Genomic DNA, 20,568 nt, shown 5'->3' with positions numbered 1-20,568 from the left:
CGTGGAACCATATTTTTATCATGATAAACTTTGTTTAAATGTTCTGGCAAACCATGTTGAAAATGCAAAGGAAATCTATGAAGCAACGGAAGGACATGTCATCATTGGTCTTTTATCAAGTGCATATACATCTGTTGAGCAGGCTGTTCATAGTATAGAAACGTATGCTAATGCTGTCGAAGGTGCAATATCATTAGGACTTGGTTCTGGTAACCCGAAACAAGCGGAAATGGTTGCACATATTAGTCGTGAAGTAGAAGTTGCTCATATTAATCAGGTCTTTTCAGCTGTTGGTTATACACGTTGTAGTACAAAGAATAAATCGGCTTTTATTAATGGGCTAGTGAAGCCTACTGAAGAAATAGGCTATGTCAATATTGCAACTGGCCCGCTTTCTTCCGAAAGAGAAAGTGCGAACATACCTATCCAAACTGCAATTTCGTTAATTAAAGAGATGGGTGGTAACTCGCTTAAACTATTTCCACTTAACGGGATGCAGCATCGCGAACATTATAAATATATTGCTGAAGTATGTGGAAAGGAACAGTTTGCATTGGAACCGACAGGCGGAATTGATCTGCATAACTTTGAGGAGATTGTCCGTATTGCATTAGATGCAGGTGTGCCAAAAGTAATTCCACATGTTTACTCTTCCATTATTGATAAGCAAACTGGTGACACACGATTAGAAGATGTGGCGCAACTTTATAAAATAATGAAAAAAGTTGGGTGAGGACAGAAATGATCGTAGATGGTAAAATAAAAGCCTTCGGTGAAGTCATGATGCGTTTAGAGGCGCCAAACTATTTGAAATTAGAACAAGCACGTCAACTACAAGTATTATATGTCGGTACAGGTGTTAATATTTTGAGTGCACTAAGTAAGTACGGTCATGATACTGCGATGATTACAAAATTACCAAATAATAGTTTAGGTGATGCAGCGAGTGCGTATATTCGTTCTTTGGGAATTACTACAACAGATATTATTCGTGGTGGAGAATATTTAGGTATGTACTTTTTAGAGAATGGCTTTCATCCAAGACCAACAAAGGTTACGTATTCGAATCGATATGAAAGTAGCTTTTGTACAGCCTCCATAACGGAATATGATTTAGAAATGTTATTGCTAGACACATCGCTTATTCATTTATGTGGTATTGCTTTAGCAATTTCGGATAAAACGCGTGAAAGTGTATTAGCAATTGCAAAGAAAGCAAAACAATTAGGAATTACTGTTGCATTCGACTTTAATTATCGACCGAAATTATGGGATAATCAATATGAACAAGCAAGACCATATTATAAGGAACTATTACAATATGTGGATATTTGTTTTATGGCGGAAAAAGATGCACAATATATATTGAATATGGAAACATCAGAAACAGAGCAACAAAAACAAATTGAAGATTTAATTCCTAAGGTTGCTAAAAAATTTGCGATTCATACCATTGCTGGAACAATGAGAAAAAATGATTTAATGAAAGATAGACAATGGCTACAAGGATTTATTTATCGTGATGAAACAATACATTTTTCAAGTGAATATAAATTAAAGATATTGGATCGACTCGGAGCTGGTGACGGGTTTTCAAGTGGTGTCATTCATGGATTAGTGGAAAGATATCCTCATGAGAAGCTTGTTGAATTTGCTACAGTTGCTTCTGTCCTAGCACATACAACTTACGGTGACTCGCCTATTTGTACAGAAGATGAAGTATGGTCCTTTATGAATAATAATGAAGTACAAATAGAAAGGTAGAAATACTATGAAATTATCTTTAAAAAAAGGTCCCTTATATATGCAAGTGCAAGAGATTTTGAAAGAACGTATTATTAATGGTGTGTACCCTAAAAATACACTTATTCCTTCTGAACCGGAATTGAAAGATGAATTTGATGTCAGTTTGATTACGATAAGGAAGGCAGTAGAGCAATTATCATTACAAGGTTATGTTGAAAAACGAAGTGGCATTGGTACAACTGTATTAGATAATCATGCGGTTTCCAAGCTGTCGAAGGGACAAAGATTTTCAGAGTACTTAATATCTGAAGGACATGATTTGAAAAAGGCATCTGCATCATTATCAATCGTACATCCTGAGGCTGGAACTGAACTAGCAAAACTCTTTGGGGATACATGTTACTGTATTGAACGCTTATATACATTAGATGAAAAACCATACATTCATTTCAAGCATTACATTTCACAGTCAATCAAACTACCAAATGAACAGGAACAATTATTAAATTCTTTATATGAGATTTTATTTCAGCAAGGAGTTAAATTTAATCGGTTTAAAGATGAATTTGGCGTAGAAGTACCAGATGAACGGATCGCCAAAATCTTAAATGTTGATTTGAAACCTTTGTTACAACGAACAAGGTATAGTTTTGATATTAATGAACGTGTGGTGGAATGTTCTGTTGCCTTTTATAATACAGAGATTAACAAGTATATTGTAAACTTTGATGTGTAAGGTTTGGGGGAGAGTTGTAATTGTGGTTGGTATAATAAAAGAAAATATGCGGCAACTTGATTCAAAAAGGGGGTTATTGGCGAGTTCAATACCCTTTTTATTGTTGATAAAATATGTTTTGCCTGGCATTTATAACTGTTTCTTCTTATTGAAAAATGATGTAGCGGCCACGTGGACACACTCGTGACCTTAACTCTCGTATGTTTAAATTCTGTCTGGTATTCTCTATTCAAATTAACCCTTATGACTATTCAAATAATTTGGTCCATATATTTCAAACATCACTCAAAAAGTGAGTAAATCCCGCTTCATTATGTCCTTTATCATGCCAAAAATAATCCGATTGAGCGTCAGAATTAGTATCATCTTGAAAGGATTGTTTATCAGTTGGTTTACTTTGAAAGAACCAATTTCCTGCTGCACGATAAAATGTTTCAATTACATCATCTTCTGACATGGGATTATCAAGCCAATCTTGAATCAGTTGTTGCACTGTATACAGTGGGATACTAAAACCAACTGTCTCATCTTCAAGACTTTTAGCAGCATTTATTGCAATAATCTTTTTATCCCGCTTGGAAATTAAAGGACCACCACTACTACCTTCTGCAATTGGAGCTGATATTTGATATAAGTCGTTATATTGATAAAAGCCGATAATAAAATGATAGTCTTTTCCTGTAATATATCCTAATGTTGCGGTATTGTCTAAACCGTGCGGACTGCCGAGGGCAATCACTTCTTCGCCGATTTCGTGTTTGTTTGCTGTTTCTAAAGAGAATGGCTGAACGCCAATAAGACGTGGTACCTGGATGGCTGCAATATCTGTTTCATTTGAATAGCCGATTACAGTACCAAGAAATTCATCACCATCCGAAGTTCTTACAAAGACTTGTACTTCTCCTTCGACAACATGGGCATTTGTGATGACAATACCATTTTCATTGTAAAGAAAGCCAGACCCTTGATTATATGCTGTTAGTACGGTGTAGACTGTTTCTTGTGCTTGCGAAATCAGATCTGTATAAGGTTGTGGTTGATCATTTGCAAATATTCGCTTGAAACCTAATGATGACGTATCCTTAAAAAAATGATGCACACTAGTTTGAAGTGTTGTGTGATGGATAGCGGTTTTATTCGTATGCAACAGATTACCCATGTTGCTCAACAAGTAAAAACTTATAAACATGACGGTTATGCCCCAAAAAATGAGTAACGTACGTCTACGTTTAGGAACTTTCAAACCACAATAAGAACAAAAACGGCTTTTTTCTTCAAAAGTCTTTCCGCAATTTGCACAATGCATATGAGATTCCCCTTTTTCGGAGTAATTAAATGCAATGATCTTTCCAAATGAGTTAAATCTATTCACAGTTTAATAGTTAGATAACCTAGATATAACACGACTCTTTATCGCTGTACGCCTGGTTTTATTCATTATATCATGTCGTTGATAAGGAGTTCATGATGATAGTGTTGAAATGAAAAGGTCTATATCAGTTTGTAGCGTATTTGCTTGATGAGAAGGTTTATTATACACTGTTTATGTCATGTTATTTTAATGTAATTGTGCTATATTTTAATGTTTTTGTAATGCTACATTTAAAATGAATTGCATTTGCGTAGTTTATAAAAAAATGACGCTGAACCAGTTTCAAACTATGTCATAATTTAATAATATGATGAATAAAAAAAATCATGTTCATTGTTTTATCGCGGGTTAACTGTTTGTAGGGAGAAGTGATAAAAGTGAAAGAATTAACAAAATCAGATGTTTGGATTTCGGGCTTACAATGGCTCTTTTTTATTTTTTCCAATATCGTTGTAATCCCAATTACAGTAGGTGCAGCATTTCACTTGCCGAGTGAGCGGGTTGTGTTATTATTACAACTTTCATTTATCGTGACAGGGATTGCCTGTCTTTTGCAAGCATTGTTTGGGCACGGACGACCAATTATGGAAGGACAATCAGGTTTATGGTGGGGAGTCATTTTAACATTAGCGACAACAGCGGCTGCGCAAGGAATGCCTTTAACAGAGCTTGGTGGTAGTTTAGCAGTTGGTATTTTGCTATCTAGTTTAATTACTATTTTGATAGGCCTAGTAGGACTCGGACCTAAATTGGCCACACTATTCAAGCCTACAGTGATGGGAGTCTTTATGTTTTTATTCGGCTGCCAATTAATCCTTATTTTTATGAAAGGAATGTTAGGAATTCCTTTTGAAAGTGATGCAGCCCAAGCTAACATACAAGTTCCAATTGCATTGCTATCCATCGTCATTGCAACTTTTGTTATATTCATTAGTGTAAAAGCACCAACACATATTCGAAAGTACAGTTTACTTATTGGTATTTTTATTGGTTGGGGGATGTATGAAGTTATGATTGGTACACCGACTGGACTCAGTACAACATCGCAATTAGAATTCACGCTTTTTCCACTCGGTCGGCCAACATGGAATACTGGCATTATTGTGACTGTGATTGTGACGGGATTATTAAATATGTCTAATACATTTGGTGCACTAAAAGGAACGGACTCCATGTTTCAAAAACAGACAAACGATAAAGAATATCGCAATTCATTTGTATTAACAGGCTTGATAAATACATGTGCAGCGTGCATAGGAATTGTTCCCTATGCACCTTATGTGTCTTCTATCGGATTTTTAAAGCAGACGAATGATGTACGACGTTTACCATTTATTATCGGTGGGGTCATGTTTTTTATCATGGGCTGTATTCCGACAATTGGTTACTTCTTTTCTCTCATGCCACTAAGTGTCGGAAGTGCCGTCCTATTTGTTGCATATTTACAGTTATTTAATGCAGCATCGGATTTTTTCAAACAAGTAGAATTTAATACGGTAAATGTGTATCGAACAGCAATCCCATTATTTGTCGGTATTGTTATAATGACTATGCCACCTGTGTATTTTGAATCATTACCAAAGCTCATGCAACCACTTATAAGTAATGGTTTATTAGTTGGAATCATCTTGGCATTGTTATTAGAAAATCTTATTTCATGGGATGCATATCAACCATCGAAAGGTCATGCTTCCAACAAGGTGCAGTATCATCATGTTTTCCTTTCCCATGAAAGTCATGAAACTTTAGTTGGTGTAAAAGGAAAAGAGGAAATGAACAACGCTTTAAATGATAAAAATTCCTACTAAAGTTACGCGTATACATTTGTTCTAATAAATATGCTGTTATCGTACTAAAAGATAAAAAAATCGCCACAGTGGACGGAACTTTTGCTAAAAGTTTCTACTGAGGCGGTTTTCATTATTATAATGCTTGATCATCTACTTGGTTAAGCCAAGTTTCAATAGAACTGATGATATTTACTAAAGTGCCTTCTTCAAATGAAATGGTGATAGAAGATTAGCACTGTCAACAAGTCCTAGAAAAGGTTTAAATCCTCCGAGATTGCATAAATGTATGTAATCTTTCCATGCAGCTTCATGGTCTTCTTGGGATTTATTCCAAAATTGAAAAGCACAGATTTGTGCTAGTGTTTGAGACTCCCACGACTAAATTCGCAAGCCCTAACCCTTGTAACATTCGACAAATAACTTACAATATCCTGCAAGCAAAAAAATATGACCTTGTAATATTTCGCAAAATTAATAGGGCAGAACTTAAACCCGGATATTTTCCGTGCCTTCTTTAAAAAATGTCTCCTAAATAATAAAAAAGGGCTAACAAAATGTTAACCCAAATCTCCCTTGTAAAGTTTTGCATACGAGGCTTACAATTCCTTATGTCGGCAAAAGGAAGCCCGTTGTTGTTTCACTTTACGAAGACGACAATATAATACAAAATCCAATATTATGATGCAACGGAATCATATTTTCGTTCTGATTGCTCCACGACAACTGCAGCTGATGCATCTCCAACAATATTCACGGATGTCCGCATCATATCTAAAATCCGATCAATTCCAGCAATTAATGCAATCCCCTCTAGCGGTAGATTAACAGCTGTTAAAACCATCGTTAGCATAATTAATCCAGCACCTGGTACACCGGCAGTACCGATAGATGCAAGTGTTGCAACTAGGGCAACAGTGAGGAGCTGCGCAAATGTTAATCCCGTACCAAAGTATTGCGCGATAAACATAACCGAAATTCCTTGATAAATGGCGGTTCCATCCATATTAATTGTTGCGCCAAGTGGTAGCACAAAACTAGAAGTCTCTTTTGATACACCAAGGTTTTCTTCGGTATTTTTCATTGTAACAGGCAGTGTTCCTGAACTGGAGCACGTACTGAACGCTACAGTAGCAGCAGGGAATATCCCTTTGAAAAATTGTAATGGATTCATTTTCCCTAAAGATTTAACTGCAACAGAATAGACTACTCCTGCATGAACGATACATGCGACAAGCATAGCTATGATTAATTTCATTAGTGGCATTAATACAGATAACCCATATGCACCAACAATTGGTGTAAGTAGTCCGAAAATCCCAAGCGGAACTAATTTCATCACAATGCCAGTAATCTTATACATCACTTCTGCTAACCCATCAAAAAAGCGCTGCACAGGTATTGCCTTTTCACCAACAAGGGTGATGCCAATTCCTAAAAATATGGCAAAGAAAATAATTTGCAGCATATCGCCAGTCATTAAAGATTCAATCGGGTTTGTTGGTACAATGTTCAACAAGGTTTGGATGACACCTTCTGTTTCATTTACTTCCGTCGTTGTAGATTCTACGTTTAAATCTGTTCCAGTTCCTGGAGAAAAAATAATTCCAGCTAAAATTCCAAGTGAGATAGCAATGAAACTCGTTACAAGATAATACGTAATTGTTTTACCACCTAGGCGACCTAGTTTTTTTACATCACCAGCACCAGTTACACCGACAACAATAGTAGAAAGAATTAAAGGAACGATGATAAATTTAATAAGTCTTAAAAATAAATCGCCAAGTGGTTGTACGTATTTTGAGTTATCACCAAAGATGACCCCAACAATTATAGCTAATATAAAGGCGCCAATAATTTGGTAAATAAAATGCTTCTTCATACTAAAGATTCCCTCCCTTTAAAGAATAGATTTTTTTCACGTGATTTGTTGATCTTTCATTTCGTGTTCACTTCATGCATTGGCGCTACCTGGCCATGAAGTGTTGTTATAAATGACGAGTTAACAAGTAAATGCTATTATTTTTTTATCATCTCCTTATGATGTAATCGTTTACAAAATGACGGAACTTAGGTTATGGGCTTTATACAACGTGGTGGGGTATGTGTATGAGACCAAATAATATACTTTACTTCAATTGTATTCAAATAATTCGAAACAATTACTATGTTTTTCAAGATAGCTTTTAGCATAAACAACGTGCATACCTTGTTTTTATTGACTTTATCAACTTGAAAATGTAGACTATAAGGAGTGAAATATCATTAATACATAGAATAATTATGAGGTGATACTTTGGTACAGTCTGTTGTCATCATAGGGGCAGTAATGGCTGCGGTATTAGTTTTAATTGGAATTGTCTTAACAAAAGCTGCAGGCAAAGCAAAATACTTACCTTATTACCCTGCAATGGTTATTTTTGGTACTGGTATTATATTAGTAACAATTCCAACCGTGATTGGAAAGGTAACAATTATGGGGGCAGGCCTCGGTGGCTGGGGAATAGCTTTCCTATTTGCATCTGCAATTGGATTTATTATTACTTCCATTGTCGATTCATTCCAAGGTGCAACTGCTTAAATAATGAAGTAAATATGAATGGAAAAAGAGTGCATGTAATATTAAAGTGTGCTCTTTTTTTAATGGGGAAATTCGGGCTTTTTAGGATCAATTTGATATTCTGTATAAAAAGTGAATTTGCGTCCACACCATATTATGAGATACTTTACGCTATCATCTATTGGTAAAATAATAATTTTCGTTATAAAAGGACATAGTAAACATGCAAAGGAGGCTATTACGATGTCTGAGGAAAATAAAAATCGTCGAAGAGATAAAGGAAAACAGAAAAATATCGCGAATAAGTATGACACGAGCCCAAAACATGATGTGGAGATCTCAGAGGAAAGTGAATTTCTTAACCTAGATGGTAAGAAAAACAAGCGTAAGCGTAAATAACTACATGTTAGGTTATAATCAAAACGCAGAACAAATAGAAATAAGCTGGCCTATCACCAGCTTATTTTTTTAGACATACTCCCGTCTGATTAAGTGCTAAAATATCGCTTCTGTAGAATTTTTCGCTTTTTGCGAGTGTGGCTTCTATAGCCTACCAACCTCAACACATAACATACACCGCAGTTACTTAAAGTACTAACTATTAGATTCCCTGATCTTATATTCAAGTATATTTTTTATTGGATAACCATGTTTCCTTTGTGTAAGACATTTCCCAGAAATGGAGTTCGTATTCTTTTGCAATAACAAATTGTTCTTTTACTTTTTCTTTCTCCTTTTCATTCATGTCTGCAACAAGTGTATTTAACATGTCAATCATTTCGCTTGTTGCATCTTGAAACCAGTCGCTTGCATACATTTTAATCCAATTACGATAAATATCCGGTTCAGGTGTAGCGTTTTCATTTTTCTTACCTATGTCAGCATATAGCCAATAACAAGGTAGCATTGCCGCGACAGTATGAGCTAAGTTCCCGGACATTGTCGCACGGTATAAATGAGATGTATATGCGTAAGCTGTCGGAGCAGGTTTAAAGTTTCCCACCTCGTCTTGCGTGATATTTAAAATTGCTGCGTGTTCATTGTGAACCGTTAATTCAGCTTCAGCAGTAGAGCTTGCTTTTTTCGCCAAAATTGCTGTTAGTTTAAAGTCATCTGCTTGTGAAGCCGCAATCGCATGAATTTTACCGTAATGTTTTAAGTAATAAATGTCTTGTAAAATATAATACTTAAAAGTATCTAGCGGTAAATCTCCTCTTACAATCCCTTGAACAAATGGATGATTCAAACTTTGTTCCCAGCTATCTTTTGTAGCCATCTTCAATTGATCAGTAAACTGCATAAAAAAATCCTCCTCTAATCTTTTTTTCTAAAGACTAGTAGAAGGAAGCATTACAAAATAAAGCAAGGTGCACAAATAGGGCGCAAAGCTATTTTAAGAAAAATCTACTTCCCTCCGCTGGTCCTAACCAGATCAGGTTCTAAGGGTGCTAAATTTACATTTATCTCAGCCAATATGGCGCCCCTAGTAGAAAAATTATTATATTCGATTCAACTCCTATGCTAGCAAAGAATCATAATAAGTCAAGTTTTCACTTTGATAATATTGAAGATTAAGAGTTTTTACGTGGTAACCAAAGAGATCGGATTTGAAAAGTGAATGGAAATCTAATGGAAAGCACTATGTATCAAATTTACAATTTGAAATTGGAAAGGGGCCTCTAATAAAGGGGCCCCTACTGTTTCAATGTAACATACAAGTATATTTTTATACTTCCCATAGACACGATGGGAAGCGTTTTATATTTTTCTTTATACGTTTTATAAAGAACTTTCATCGGACCTTCATAAAAAAGGTCAACGTTAACCGCGGTAAAAGTTCCACTCTCGTTTTCTAACTTAAGCAACGTTAGCCCTACCTACTCTAACGTCCCTGCGACCCCTTAGTCGCGCCAGAGTGAATAAGCATCCTCAAAAACAAATGCAGAATGCCAGCTACTCACATGTTACAGCAACCTTACTATAATCTCATATAAACATTTATTTGTCAACATATTTCCTTAGCGAATATCTTTTCGTGTAAAAAGCCAATTTGAAAGGTAAATGGAAGCAATGAGCAAAATTATATTTACACTTGATAAAATAAGGATGGGATGTGTTGGAATGTAGTGTAAGATTATAATGGATGGTTCTAAGTTATTTAATTGTATAAAACCATCAATAGGTTGTGCATAGGTAGACATTTCCAAGAAAGCATAAAATCCTATAAAGAATAAAACAATGACGACTACCGTCGAGAATAGAAAAGAACGAATCGCAAAGTAGATCGGTATGATGATAGCTGCAATACTCACACTCATACTAAGTAATATACATACATCTTTCCAACCATATACGTAAATAGCTTGATAATCAAAGAAATAAAATAAATGTCCAAGTCCAGTTTGAAATATAATGAGAGACAATGAAATTAGAAAAAAAGAGACATATCTACTTGCTACAATTGCTAATTTAGACTGTGGCAAACTTACAAAGAAGGATTCAGTATGTTTTTTACGATCATAATAAAATAACGTGATGATAAAGCTGCTGATTGCGAAAATTAATATGAAAGACGGGGTACTTGTTAAAAAGTAAGTTATCCCTACAAGGAAAAAAACTAATAGATATTGTAGGGGCGAGTTTAACATGACATCCGCTTTTATAGATTGAAGCATATTGGCCATCCTTTCCAAATTAGATAATATCTCGTTTTGTAAAAAATCGAAAAGATATAATATAAGATAGATAGAGACATGCGATTGAAATAACAAAACCAAATCCAATGGTTATATTCGGATTTTCCACGAAAAACATAACTTTCGCAATGAACCAATCAGGTATATTTGCTAGTACCCCTAATGCCCGTGAATTGATGAAGATGATAAAAGCTAATGTACTTAAAAATACGACTATACCTTGTATGATTAAACTTTTGTAGGCAGATTGAAAATAGTAATAAAAAGGTAAAGAAATCGCAAGTAATATGAACGTGATATGAAGTGTGAGAATCCCTTGCGAAATAGTTAATGGCTGAAATGAAGCTGGATTCCCAACAATAATATTTGGATAATGTTTGATAATGGAACTAGATGCAGCAAAGTACATCATATTACAGACTGCAGTAAGTGTAATAAAAATGTATCTAGCAACAACAGCTTGCGATGTCGATACCGGCATACTTATTATTGCCCTTGTTACGTGATTTCGATCCTCATAGAAAAATACATTAAAAACCAAACCAAGCGTCATCACGATAAACATTGTAGTAGGGATATATTGAAAAATATAAAGGATAGGTACGCCAATCAATATAAAGAAAAAGTAAATTTTATTTAGCATATAATCTCGCTTCATCATTTGTACCATAGGAAATTATATCCCCTTTCTTGTCATAAAATAAATCATATCTTCTAGTGTCGCCTTTTCAAAAATCAGCTGATCTGATACGTCATCAAACAATGTTAAATCACCACGATACAATGCTTGAAATCCAACAGTTGAATCTTGGAAGCCAATGAATAGCCTTTTTGTATCCGCGTCTAATAAATTTCGTTCGCCTTTTACAATATGATATTGTTCTTGGATTTCCTCCATACTTGCCTGAAGCAAAATTTTTCCCTCATGAATGAAGATGATATAGTCAGCAATACGATCCAAATCATTTGTAATATGACTAGACAAAAAGATAGTTTGATTTTCTCGTGTCATCATCTCTTGTAAAATATCCAATAGTTCTCGTCTAAAGATTGGATCAAGCCCAGCGGTTGGTTCATCCATAATAATAAACTCCGGTTCATGAGATAAAGCGAATAGAAGAGAACATTTCATTTTCATACCTTTGGAAAAGTGCTTTAATTTTTTCGTGAAAGGTAATTGGAATTTTTTAAGATAGGACTGAAATAGTGTTTCATTCCAAGTTTCATATAGTGGTGCGATAAAGGCTTTCATTTTTTTAATTGTAAAATCTTCGTACATATATAAATCATCATAAACAAAGCCAATTTTTTGTTTGATACGGTAATTTTTATGACTTGTGCCAAATAGCTTAATATCTCCTGTATCGATTTGTAAAATATCCATCATCATTTGAATTGTTGTTGTCTTTCCGCTACCGTTTGGTCCGATAAACCCGGTAATATATCCATTTGGAATGGAAAAAGATAAGTTTTCAATTGAAAAATCTTTCCGTTTCTTTGCCACATTGTGAAATTCAACGATATTCATTCACATATCCTCCTCAAAATAAATCTCAAGTAAATGAATCATTTCTTTCTTCGTTAACCCAATTCGTTTTCCACGCTGAACAATAAGTTCTAAGTCATTTTCAAATTCACGCACTTGCCATTCACGAAGTACATGCGGTTGCTGTCCTGCAATAAATGTCCCTTTTCCAACAGCAGATACGACATAACCATCTTGCTCTAACTCCTCATACGCTCGTTTGGTTGTGATAACACTGACCTTTAATTCCTTAGCTAGAATACGCATGGAAGGAAGCGCATCTCCCTCTTTTAAAATGCCGGAAAAAATTTGTTCTTTAATTTGCTCTTTAATTTGTTGGAAAAGAGGCTCCTTACTTGTGTTTGAGATTAAAATATTCATTTGCAATCCCTCATTAAATTGTATTGTGTATACACATTATATACAATATATACATAATAAGTTGTGATGTCAATAGGTAGTGGTGGAGGGAATTTTATAAGTAGTTGCTGTATGAATGGAAACAGTGGGGCTCTCGCAACCCTAGCTGATTATATAAATCGGGGTTTTGACTGCAGTTGCTCCTAACCTATTACACTTTCCATGTATGATTACATATAAAAGGACACGATTTTTATTTAATTGGAATAAATAAATTGCCCGCAAAAATTAGAATAGTAATCTAACTTTTGCGGGTCACTTCAGCAATTATAGTAGTTTCAGTCTTTTAAAAAGATATTCACATTAACGAATGCTTATATGATATTCAACACTCCTATTGTAATGAGCAATATAGGGGCTATAAATGCGAGGTTTAGCAGTCGTTTATTTTTAGATAGGATCATGCCGAGCTTAATTCCAGTGTAAAGAAATCCTCCGCTCATAATCGCAATAAGAATGGATGTTAACCACGGAGCATAGCCAATAATAGCTGCGCCAAATCCTGCACCAAAAGCATCCATAGCTAATGCAGTACCTAAAATAGTTGCCTCGCCAGCTGTAATGATACCCGATCTATCCAAATCAGCCTTATCAGGTGTGGAAAATACCGAGGTTACAGATTTAAATTTACCATGTTGTTCCTTACCGTGTATGCTGTCAACGACTGTTGTTTCCTCTTTATCTTTGTTTCGTTGTGAACGGATTGCATTTATGAAAGAAAATATCCCGAGGGAAATTAAAATTATCCCACCAAAAACTTCAGCTAAATGTGGCGAAATAAATGATTTTAAATAATCTCCTAATGTCATGGATAAAAGTACGACAGCACCTGAACAAGACATGATAATACATAAACCTAAAAATGGAACACGGATTTTTCTCATTCCATACGTCATTCCGACACCAAATCCGTCTATACTTACTGCGATAACCAAAAATAACAAACCTGCATAATAAAGCATATCACCAAATCCTTTGCATTAGACTCTTCAAATGGAGTAAGAAATATGATACTAGAATGAAGATAAAGCTAATTTTTAAATGAATGTTAGGTAGCGTCTATCAATTGTTGGTACAAAAAATAGAATCAATATATTTTTTATCCTTGTTAACGACCTTAGGCATTGATACGTTATTGTATGGAAGTGGAGACGGGAGTGTATAGGCTGCAACCTACATGGTGGCATCTCAGAAAAAATCCAATATGAATTGCTAGAACGAACCAATTACCTATTCAAGTACGAAGACGGTGATGACGCGCTATATTTTATGCGTAGGTTAGATGATTGGCTACAAAAGTCTAATGCTATTATTGGTGAGGCAAATATAGGAGTATTCCAGTATCTTCAAATTGACAATGTTAGAAGTGTCTTCATTTAGTAAATAAAAAAAGTATGCTAAAGTTAACATATAAGATGAATCTGTTTTTTTATTATGTTTATGGAAAGGAATTCAAATATGAGTAAAACCGTAGTATTAGCTGAAAAACCTTCAGTAGCTCGAGATATTGCCCGTGTTTTGGGCTGTAATCGTAAAGGAAATGGCTATTTAGAAGGAAATAAATACATTGTAACGTGGGCACTTGGTCATCTTGTGACACTTGCGGATCCAGAAGCTTATGATCCTAAATATAAAACGTGGAAGTTAGAGGATTTACCAATGCTTCCAGATGAAATGAAATTAATTGTTATTCGGAAAACAGGTAAGCAATTTAATGCTGTAAAATCGCAATTAACTCGAAAAGATGTTGGGGAAATTATTATTGCGACAGATGCTGGTCGTGAAGGGGAACTAGTTGCCCGATGGATTATAGAAAAGGCCCATATTAGAAAACCAGTTAAACGTCTTTGGATTTCATCCGTAACAGACAAAGCAATTCGTGATGGCTTCAAAAATTTGAAACTAGGAAAGCAATATGAACATTTATATGAATCTGCTATTGCACGTTCAGAAGCGGACTGGTATGTAGGGCTAAACGCAACGCGAGCATTAACAACAAAGTTTAATGCACAACTTTCTGCCGGTCGTGTACAAACACCGACATTGGCAATTATCGCAACACGTGAAGAAGAAATAAAGAACTTTACACCTCGCACATATTACGGTTTACAAGCAAAGACAAAACGAGGACTCATGCTAACATGGCAAGACCAAAAGGGAAATACACGCAGTTTTTCAAAAGAACATATGGAAAAACGGCTACAACAGCTTCAAGGAAAGTCTATGAAAGTGGAAAGAGTAGAGAAACAGTTCAAAAAGAAATTTTCACCACAGTTATATGATTTAACAGAACTACAACGTGATGCAAACCGTATTTTTGGGTTTTCTGGAAAACAGACACTCAATCTTATGCAAAAATTATATGAACATCATAAAGTTCTTACGTATCCACGTACAGATTCACGTGTCATCACGACGGATATTGTACCAACCTTAACAGATCGATTACAAGCATGCGGCGTTGACCAATATGCAACGCTTGCCAAAAAAGTATTGCAAAGGAAGGATTGGAAACTGCCAAAATCAGTAGTAGATAACGCCAAGGTAAGTGATCACCATGCGATTATCCCTACAGAACAACCGGTAATATTAGCAGACCTTGATCAAAACGAACGCAAAATTTATGATCTCGTTGTACGAAGATTTTTGGCTGTACTCTCAGAACCATACGAATATGAACAAACGACAATCATTGCTAAAATCGGGAATGAAATGTTCACTGTACGTGGAAATATTGTCAAAAAACAAGGATATAAAGCGGTGTATAATCGTGGAATGGAAGAAGACGAGGATACAGATAATGGTAATTTGCCAAACTTAGAGCAAGGAACTGTTATAGCGGATATTACAAATCATATAACAGAAGGACAAACGAAGCCACCAGAGCGTTTTACAGAGGGTAGACTTTTACAAGCAATGGAAAACCCCGCTAAATTTATGGAAACGGATGAAAAGAAATTAGCAAAAACATTGCAACAAACAGGTGGACTAGGTACTGTCGCAACAAGAGCAGATATTATTGATAAATTGTTTCGTAGTTCATTAATGGAAATGAAAGGTAAACATATTTATCTCACTTCAAAAGGAAAACAATTATTAGAGCTCGTACCAGAAGACTTACGTTCTCCAGCCTTAACTGCTGAATGGGAACAAAAACTAAGTCAAATTGCCGAGGGTCGTTTAAAACGAAATCAGTTTATGAAAGAAATCAAACATTATACAAAAGAAATTGTCCATGAAATTAAAGAGACGGATGAGAAGTTTAAGCATGACAATATAACTGGCACGAAATGTCCAAATTGTGGCAAGCTCATGTTGGAGATTAGCAACCGTAACGGTCGCATGCTCGTTTGCCAAGATCGTGCCTGTGGTCACCGTAAAAACATTGCAAAATTAACAAACGCACGTTGTCCAAACTGTCATAAACGTATGGAATTACGTGGTGAAGGGGAAGGGCAGATGTTTACATGCGTTTGTGGTCACCGTGAAAAACTGTCCACCTTTAATCAACGTAGACAAAAAGAAAAGAAAAACCACGTATCTCGTAAAGATGTAAATCGTTACTTGAAGAAACAAGACGAAGGATTTAAAAACAACCCATTTGCCGAGGCGCTAGCAAAATTGAAAAAATAGGCTAGAGGTTGGGGGTCAGACCCCAATCTCTGTCAAACAAATAGAGATAGTTTGCGATGTACTACTGCTTATCTAATTTTCAAAGAAGTTTTGTTTTAATCAGTTTACTATTATAGCTTATTTCGGTTATGATGTAAGTAAGATTTAATTTATCATAAGTAATATGAGAATAATAGTTATGAAGGAGGTATACATAGATGGCTTTTGTAATTTTAGAACCATGCCAAGGTGAAAAGGCAGGGGAATGTGTCAGTGTTTGTCCTGTTGATTGTATTGAGGAAGGTCCTGACCAATTTTATATAGATCCAGACATTTGCATAGATTGTGGTGCATGTTTAGCAGTTTGCCCAGTAGATGCTATCGTTGAGGAATACGATTTAACACCGGACCAAGAAGTATATTTAGAAAAGGCAGAGGAGTTTTTTGCCAACAAATAAATAAGAATGTCCTGGATATGATCATGCTATTAGGACATCTAAAATAGAATGAACACAGCCCTCCATTACGATTTCATGCAATAGGGGGCTGTGTTGTGATGATATTTTTGCTTTAAAACAGTATTTGCCACTATATTTTGAGAACTCATGCAAGGACCAACATTTAAATGGCCATCCACCTAACTTTGTCTTAAAAGCTAATCGATAGATGGAATTTTAATGGACATGCATGATTTTTGATTTCAAATGATAGTGAATTTTACCGCTTCAATGATGAAACTTTTATCACGGGTTAATGATGTAAGTCCCACTGATAGAAGTTTTATTTTAAATAGTAAGATAGAATATGATAGATTCCAGGAATTTAATTCAGGAGAATGGTAGGCTGGTTCTTTTGAAAAGAATTTAAATCGAAATTAATGTACAATGTTGCCGATTCCAAAGTGTGGATCCCCGTATTTAGCGCGCAAGTTATATTCTTTACGCATGATAGCAAGCTCTTGCCTGATTTCTGCCTGTTCCTTTTTCAACCTAGCTAGTTCCTTTTTATATCGTTGATTATCCTTTTGTACTTTATGTATATCTTGCTTTACAAGTTGGTTTTCCTCACGAAGTAATGAAACCTCCTGTTCAACATCAAACTGTGTTTCGTGAATGTGTTGGAAGACATCCATCAGTCGCTGTTGGAAGGTTAATAGTTCGTTTAATTTCGTTATTGAGTCACTTCCCTCTATGCTGTTGATTTCCCTTTTTAGCTTTGCAAGCACACCTTGCATCTCAGTCAGTATTTGTTGCAATCAACTTCACCTCCTTTAATGGCAGTTTACTATTCATCACAAGCTTTTTCCGCTAGTTGACTAGCAATCCAGCGTTTTGCGGTTTCCTCTTCCACTTCATAGATTTTTCCAGCGCGCAATAAATCTCCACGATATGACGTTTGCACGTTCATTTTAACTTTCACCATTAGAATACCTCCTCTTATTTCATCATAATTATATTATATAGACTTTTTAGTTTGAAGGCTAATCAATTGTCGTAACTTTCAAATAGAAAATGAATAGAGACCTAGGTATAAAAGGGAACCAAATTTGGGCTCCCTTTCATTGTTTTTTCGTTTTAATCTGTCATGATCCCTAGCTGTTTTAAAGCCAAATTCACATCAGTTGTCGGTTGTTGACATGAAAAGTTTTCGCATATATAAATGGTCGTCTGATCTCCAATTTGTTGATAATCAGCAACAAAAGGGGCAACTTTACTCAAATTATTATCTTGATTTGCAGCTAATACTGTAACATTCGGTAAATAATGTTTCCCAATAATTTGCAAAATACGCTGGTATTCCGGATCATTTTTCGATCCTATGACGACTACTTCTTTTGTCGGATACTCCGCAAGAAACAAGCTTTGTACGAAAAAGGAGGCAGCTGATGCTTGGCGATTTACATCATGAAAAAACGTATAAAACATCTCATCGGTTAATTCTAAATAAGAGGCGGCGCCAGTTAAATAACTTAATTTGGTAAGCATAACTGCAGCCACACTATTTCCAGAAGGGAGCGCCCCGTCATACACTTCTTTGTCTGAGGAAATCAACTGTTCACTATCTTTTCCGCTAAAGAAAAACCCACCATTTTTTTTATCCCAAAATAAAGCAATCATTTGATCCGTTAGTTTTCTTGCCTTCTCTAAATAGGCAGTTGAAAATGTCGCTTGATATAATTCCACATACGCCCAAAGTAAGAAGGCATAGTCATCTAGGTAACCTTTAAATTTGGCTTCACCATGACGATACCGTGCCATTAAACGATTATCAACAAAAAGTTTCTCCTCGATAAACTTCATTGCTTTCTCAGCAGTTTCGATATAGGAATTGTTACCAAATATGCGACCAGCGCTAGCAAAACCAACAATCATTAATGCATTCCAGGACGTTAAAATTTTATCATCTACATGCGGATAGACTCGTTTCTCCCGTGCCGTTAACAAGGTTCCGCGAGCAGTCTCTAATTTTTGCTTGACTACATCAATAGTCATACTATGCGCTTTTGCAATGGAAGTAAGATCAACGTGAATTAAATTCGGGATATTTTTCCCTTCAAAATTGCCATGGGGGGTAATGCCATACGTATCTGCATAAAGTGCTCCCAGGTCCTCGCCCAATAAGTCAAAAATCTCCTCGTCATCCCAAACATAATATTTTCCTTCCACACCTTCAGAATCCGCATCAATTGCAGAGTAAAATGCGCCATCAGGACCCATCATTTCCCGGATAATGAAGGTCATGATCTCCTCACTAATTTGTTGATAATAAGGATTTTGGGTTACTTGATAACAGTTTGTGTATACTGTAAGCAGTAAAGCGTTGTCGTATAACATCTTTTCAAAATGGGGGACAAGCCATTTTTTATCTGTCGCATAGCGCGCAAAGCCAAAACCAATATGGTCATAAATGCCACCACGGGCCATTTTTTGTAGCGTATGTTCCACCATTTTTAAGCTAGCTTCATTATTGTTAAATTGATAATCCTGTAGCAAAAATAACAGGTTTTGTGGCTGAGGAAATTTAGGTGCTCCACCAAAACCACCGTTTTTCATATCAAACATCCGTCTTAATTGTTCAGATGCTTGGACTGTCGTATCCTTAGAAAGCCTGATATTACTTTTTTCCTCTACGGTATGCTCAAGCGCATCCCTTACACTATCTGTCACTTCACTAATATGATCAGGATCCTCTACATATTTTTTATGTAATTTCACGAGCGCTTCAACTAATCCAGGCATACCGTGGCGGCTTTCTTTCGGAAAATACGTTCCAGCATAAAAAGGAACTTTATCCGGTGTCATAAAAATCGTCAATGGCCAACCACCATGTCCAGCCATCATTTGGCATATTTTCATGTAGATTGAATCAATGTCAGGCCGTTCCTCGCGATCAACTTTAATAGCAACATAATGCTCATTTAAAATGTTTGCAATTTCCTCATCTTCAAAAGATTCATGAGCCATGACGTGGCACCAATGACAAGTAGAGTAGCCAATGGAAAGGAAGATTGGTTTGTTTTCTTGTTTGGCCTTTGCAAAGGCTTCTTCGCCCCAAGGGAACCAGTCAACTGGATTGTAAGCATGTTGTAGTAAATATGGGGATTTTTCATTAATTAATTTATTTTTAATGGTGGCCATTTTTTAGCCCCTTTCTCGAGTAATCCTTCCATTACATATTTTAACCGAATAATAGAAAATGAAACTTATATGATACCTTTACCTTATCACTTATGCTAGGGCCGATCTACTTACAAACAAACCAAACTAATAAGTTGTCTGAAAAAATTAAGTATAAAAAGCTATTAACAAATCGAGAAGTTGGTGAAAACAACGAGGAAGAGGAATTAACTGGTTACTAGAAAGATGGGATTCAACAATTATACAATCTCGGGTATTATTATGCACAAAAGTACTTTGAAAAACAAGATATTTATGAGATAAGGGTTAGCGTGTTAAGGGAAAAGGCAATATCATTCTCGGAAAGAAGAAAATGAGGATTATGAACAAGAACGATTTTACGTTACATATCTCGAGGTAACGGTTTAACCCAGCTTGTTGCTTATAATATTGCTAGAGTTAGGAGAAACAAAGAAAGAACTCCGTTTATAACGAAG

General features: G+C 35.6%; 19 protein-coding genes, 1 pseudogene and 1 riboswitch. Of the genes and pseudogenes, 8 read left to right on the top strand and 12 right to left on the bottom strand.

The genetic code is table 11. The features are described from left to right. Position 1: 1 nt before the first annotated feature. The 3 genes from dagF to ACFFIS_RS17145 are packed head-to-tail and all read left to right on the top strand — an operon-like array spanning position 2 to position 2,482. Complete coding sequence (gene dagF, locus ACFFIS_RS17155; RefSeq protein WP_320379870.1) at positions 2-733, top strand: 2-dehydro-3-deoxy-phosphogluconate aldolase; 732 nt, start codon at positions 2-4, stop codon at positions 731-733. Positions 734-741: 8 nt separating this feature from the next. Further along, positions 742-1,764, top strand: coding sequence for a sugar kinase (locus tag ACFFIS_RS17150; RefSeq protein ID WP_320379869.1), 1,023 nt, complete (start codon positions 742-744; stop codon positions 1,762-1,764). Between the two features lie 7 nt (positions 1,765-1,771). Continuing rightward, on the top strand, positions 1,772-2,482 hold the full coding sequence (locus ACFFIS_RS17145; protein ID WP_320379868.1) for a GntR family transcriptional regulator: 711 nt from the start codon (positions 1,772-1,774) through the stop codon (positions 2,480-2,482). A 274-nt stretch (positions 2,483-2,756) separates the two neighbouring features. On the opposite strand, the gene ACFFIS_RS17140 is transcribed toward ACFFIS_RS17145, so the two are convergent. Continuing rightward, positions 2,757-3,788, bottom strand: coding sequence for a trypsin-like peptidase domain-containing protein (locus tag ACFFIS_RS17140; protein WP_390188494.1), 1,032 nt, complete (start codon positions 3,786-3,788; stop codon positions 2,757-2,759). Positions 3,789-4,231: 443 nt separating this feature from the next. Between ACFFIS_RS17140 and ACFFIS_RS17135 the strand changes: the two genes are divergently transcribed. Further along, entirely contained in the window at positions 4,232-5,662 is a 1,431-nt protein-coding gene (locus tag ACFFIS_RS17135) for a uracil/xanthine transporter (protein WP_320379866.1), read from the top strand. Positions 5,663-5,777: 115 nt separating this feature from the next. Here the strand turns inward: ACFFIS_RS17135 and ACFFIS_RS17130 are convergent. Together ACFFIS_RS17130 and ACFFIS_RS17125 are read right to left on the bottom strand one after the other, a co-directional pair. Then, positions 5,778-6,007: pseudogene (locus tag ACFFIS_RS17130) on the bottom strand (M3 family oligoendopeptidase); the annotation flags it as partial. Positions 6,008-6,320: 313 nt separating this feature from the next. Next, positions 6,321-7,523, bottom strand: coding sequence for a dicarboxylate/amino acid:cation symporter (locus ACFFIS_RS17125; protein WP_320379865.1), 1,203 nt, complete (start codon positions 7,521-7,523; stop codon positions 6,321-6,323). Positions 7,524-7,937: 414 nt separating this feature from the next. Here ACFFIS_RS17125 and ACFFIS_RS17120 point away from each other — a divergent pair, with 414 nt between their 5' ends. Both ACFFIS_RS17120 and ACFFIS_RS17115 read left to right on the top strand, forming a co-directional pair. Next, positions 7,938-8,222, top strand: coding sequence for a hypothetical protein (locus ACFFIS_RS17120; RefSeq protein WP_320379864.1), 285 nt, complete (start codon positions 7,938-7,940; stop codon positions 8,220-8,222). 222 nt (positions 8,223-8,444) lie between these two features. Continuing rightward, on the top strand, positions 8,445-8,600 hold the full coding sequence (locus ACFFIS_RS17115) for a hypothetical protein (protein ID WP_390188493.1): 156 nt from the start codon (positions 8,445-8,447) through the stop codon (positions 8,598-8,600). Between the two features lie 223 nt (positions 8,601-8,823). Here the strand turns inward: ACFFIS_RS17115 and tenA are convergent, their stop codons facing one another. From tenA to ytaF, 6 genes are all read right to left on the bottom strand, one after another. Then, on the bottom strand, positions 8,824-9,501 hold the full coding sequence (gene tenA / locus ACFFIS_RS17110; RefSeq protein WP_390188492.1) for a thiaminase II: 678 nt from the start codon (positions 9,499-9,501) through the stop codon (positions 8,824-8,826). A gap of 92 nt (positions 9,502-9,593) precedes the next feature. Continuing rightward, positions 9,594-9,696: riboswitch (TPP riboswitch) on the bottom strand. Between the two features lie 523 nt (positions 9,697-10,219). After that, positions 10,220-10,876 carry an ABC-2 transporter permease gene (locus ACFFIS_RS17105; protein ID WP_320379861.1) on the bottom strand — a complete coding sequence of 219 codons (657 nt, stop codon included), beginning with the start codon at positions 10,874-10,876 and terminating at the stop codon, positions 10,220-10,222. A gap of 19 nt (positions 10,877-10,895) precedes the next feature. Further along, positions 10,896-11,567, bottom strand: a complete 672-nt coding sequence (locus ACFFIS_RS17100) for an ABC-2 transporter permease (protein ID WP_320379860.1) — start codon at positions 11,565-11,567, stop codon at positions 10,896-10,898. A gap of 6 nt (positions 11,568-11,573) precedes the next feature. Continuing rightward, positions 11,574-12,419 (bottom strand): ABC transporter ATP-binding protein, encoded by an 846-nt coding sequence (locus tag ACFFIS_RS17095; RefSeq protein WP_512700599.1) that lies wholly within the window; start codon positions 12,417-12,419, stop codon positions 11,574-11,576. Between the two features lie 6 nt (positions 12,420-12,425). Beyond that, positions 12,426-12,803, bottom strand: coding sequence for a GntR family transcriptional regulator (locus ACFFIS_RS17090; RefSeq protein WP_320379858.1), 378 nt, complete (start codon positions 12,801-12,803; stop codon positions 12,426-12,428). 353 nt (positions 12,804-13,156) lie between these two features. After that, a complete protein-coding gene (gene ytaF / locus ACFFIS_RS17085) occupies positions 13,157-13,804 on the bottom strand; it encodes a sporulation membrane protein YtaF (RefSeq protein ID WP_320379857.1) in 648 nt (215 codons plus the stop codon). Between the two features lie 496 nt (positions 13,805-14,300). Here ytaF and ACFFIS_RS17080 point away from each other — a divergent pair, with 496 nt between their 5' ends. Then, a complete protein-coding gene (locus tag ACFFIS_RS17080; RefSeq protein ID WP_390188491.1) occupies positions 14,301-16,475 on the top strand; it encodes a DNA topoisomerase III in 2,175 nt (724 codons plus the stop codon). Between the two features lie 197 nt (positions 16,476-16,672). Next, entirely contained in the window at positions 16,673-16,912 is a 240-nt protein-coding gene (locus ACFFIS_RS17075; RefSeq protein ID WP_320379703.1) for a ferredoxin family protein, read from the top strand. 416 nt (positions 16,913-17,328) lie between these two features. Here the strand turns inward: ACFFIS_RS17075 and ACFFIS_RS17070 are convergent, their stop codons facing one another. From ACFFIS_RS17070 to ACFFIS_RS17060, 3 genes are all read right to left on the bottom strand, one after another. After that, complete coding sequence (locus ACFFIS_RS17070) at positions 17,329-17,709, bottom strand: hypothetical protein (RefSeq protein WP_320379702.1); 381 nt, start codon at positions 17,707-17,709, stop codon at positions 17,329-17,331. Positions 17,710-17,738: 29 nt separating this feature from the next. Further along, entirely contained in the window at positions 17,739-17,876 is a 138-nt protein-coding gene (locus ACFFIS_RS17065; protein WP_320379701.1) for a hypothetical protein, read from the bottom strand. A 152-nt stretch (positions 17,877-18,028) separates the two neighbouring features. Continuing rightward, positions 18,029-20,092: a thioredoxin domain-containing protein gene (locus ACFFIS_RS17060; protein WP_320379700.1), complete on the bottom strand. Its 2,064-nt coding sequence runs from the start codon at positions 20,090-20,092 to the stop codon at positions 18,029-18,031. Positions 20,093-20,568 lie beyond the last annotated feature (476 nt).

The organism is Paracerasibacillus soli (genome assembly GCF_042432965.1).
GTDB classification, from domain to species: domain Bacteria; phylum Bacillota; class Bacilli; order Bacillales; family Amphibacillaceae; genus Paracerasibacillus; species Paracerasibacillus soli.
Note: the sequence above shows the minus strand (reverse complement) of the source record. Positions and strands in the feature narration are given on the sequence as shown.

Bases quoted from the DNA above. Each gene is read 5' to 3' on its own strand.
- ACFFIS_RS17150 (WP_320379869.1), top strand. From the start codon at position 742: ATGATCGTAGATGGTAAAATAAAAGCCTTCGGTGAAGTCATGATGCGT.
- ACFFIS_RS17145 (WP_320379868.1), top strand. From the start codon at position 1,772: ATGAAATTATCTTTAAAAAAAGGTCCCTTATATATGCAAGTGCAAGAG.
- ACFFIS_RS17140 (WP_390188494.1), bottom strand. From the start codon at position 3,788: ATGCATTGTGCAAATTGCGGAAAGACTTTTGAAGAAAAAAGCCGTTTT.
- ACFFIS_RS17125 (WP_320379865.1), bottom strand. From the start codon at position 7,523: ATGAAGAAGCATTTTATTTACCAAATTATTGGCGCCTTTATATTAGCT.
- ACFFIS_RS17115 (WP_390188493.1), top strand. From the start codon at position 8,445: ATGTCTGAGGAAAATAAAAATCGTCGAAGAGATAAAGGAAAACAGAAA.
- tenA (WP_390188492.1), bottom strand. From the start codon at position 9,501: ATGCAGTTTACTGATCAATTGAAGATGGCTACAAAAGATAGCTGGGAA.
- ACFFIS_RS17105 (WP_320379861.1), bottom strand. From the start codon at position 10,876: ATGCTTCAATCTATAAAAGCGGATGTCATGTTAAACTCGCCCCTACAA.
- ACFFIS_RS17100 (WP_320379860.1), bottom strand. From the start codon at position 11,567: ATGGTACAAATGATGAAGCGAGATTATATGCTAAATAAAATTTACTTT.
- ACFFIS_RS17090 (WP_320379858.1), bottom strand. From the start codon at position 12,803: ATGAATATTTTAATCTCAAACACAAGTAAGGAGCCTCTTTTCCAACAA.
- ytaF (WP_320379857.1), bottom strand. From the start codon at position 13,804: ATGCTTTATTATGCAGGTTTGTTATTTTTGGTTATCGCAGTAAGTATA.
- ACFFIS_RS17080 (WP_390188491.1), top strand. From the start codon at position 14,301: ATGAGTAAAACCGTAGTATTAGCTGAAAAACCTTCAGTAGCTCGAGAT.
- ACFFIS_RS17075 (WP_320379703.1), top strand. From the start codon at position 16,673: ATGGCTTTTGTAATTTTAGAACCATGCCAAGGTGAAAAGGCAGGGGAA.
- ACFFIS_RS17065 (WP_320379701.1), bottom strand. From the start codon at position 17,876: ATGGTGAAAGTTAAAATGAACGTGCAAACGTCATATCGTGGAGATTTA.
- ACFFIS_RS17060 (WP_320379700.1), bottom strand. From the start codon at position 20,092: ATGGCCACCATTAAAAATAAATTAATTAATGAAAAATCCCCATATTTA.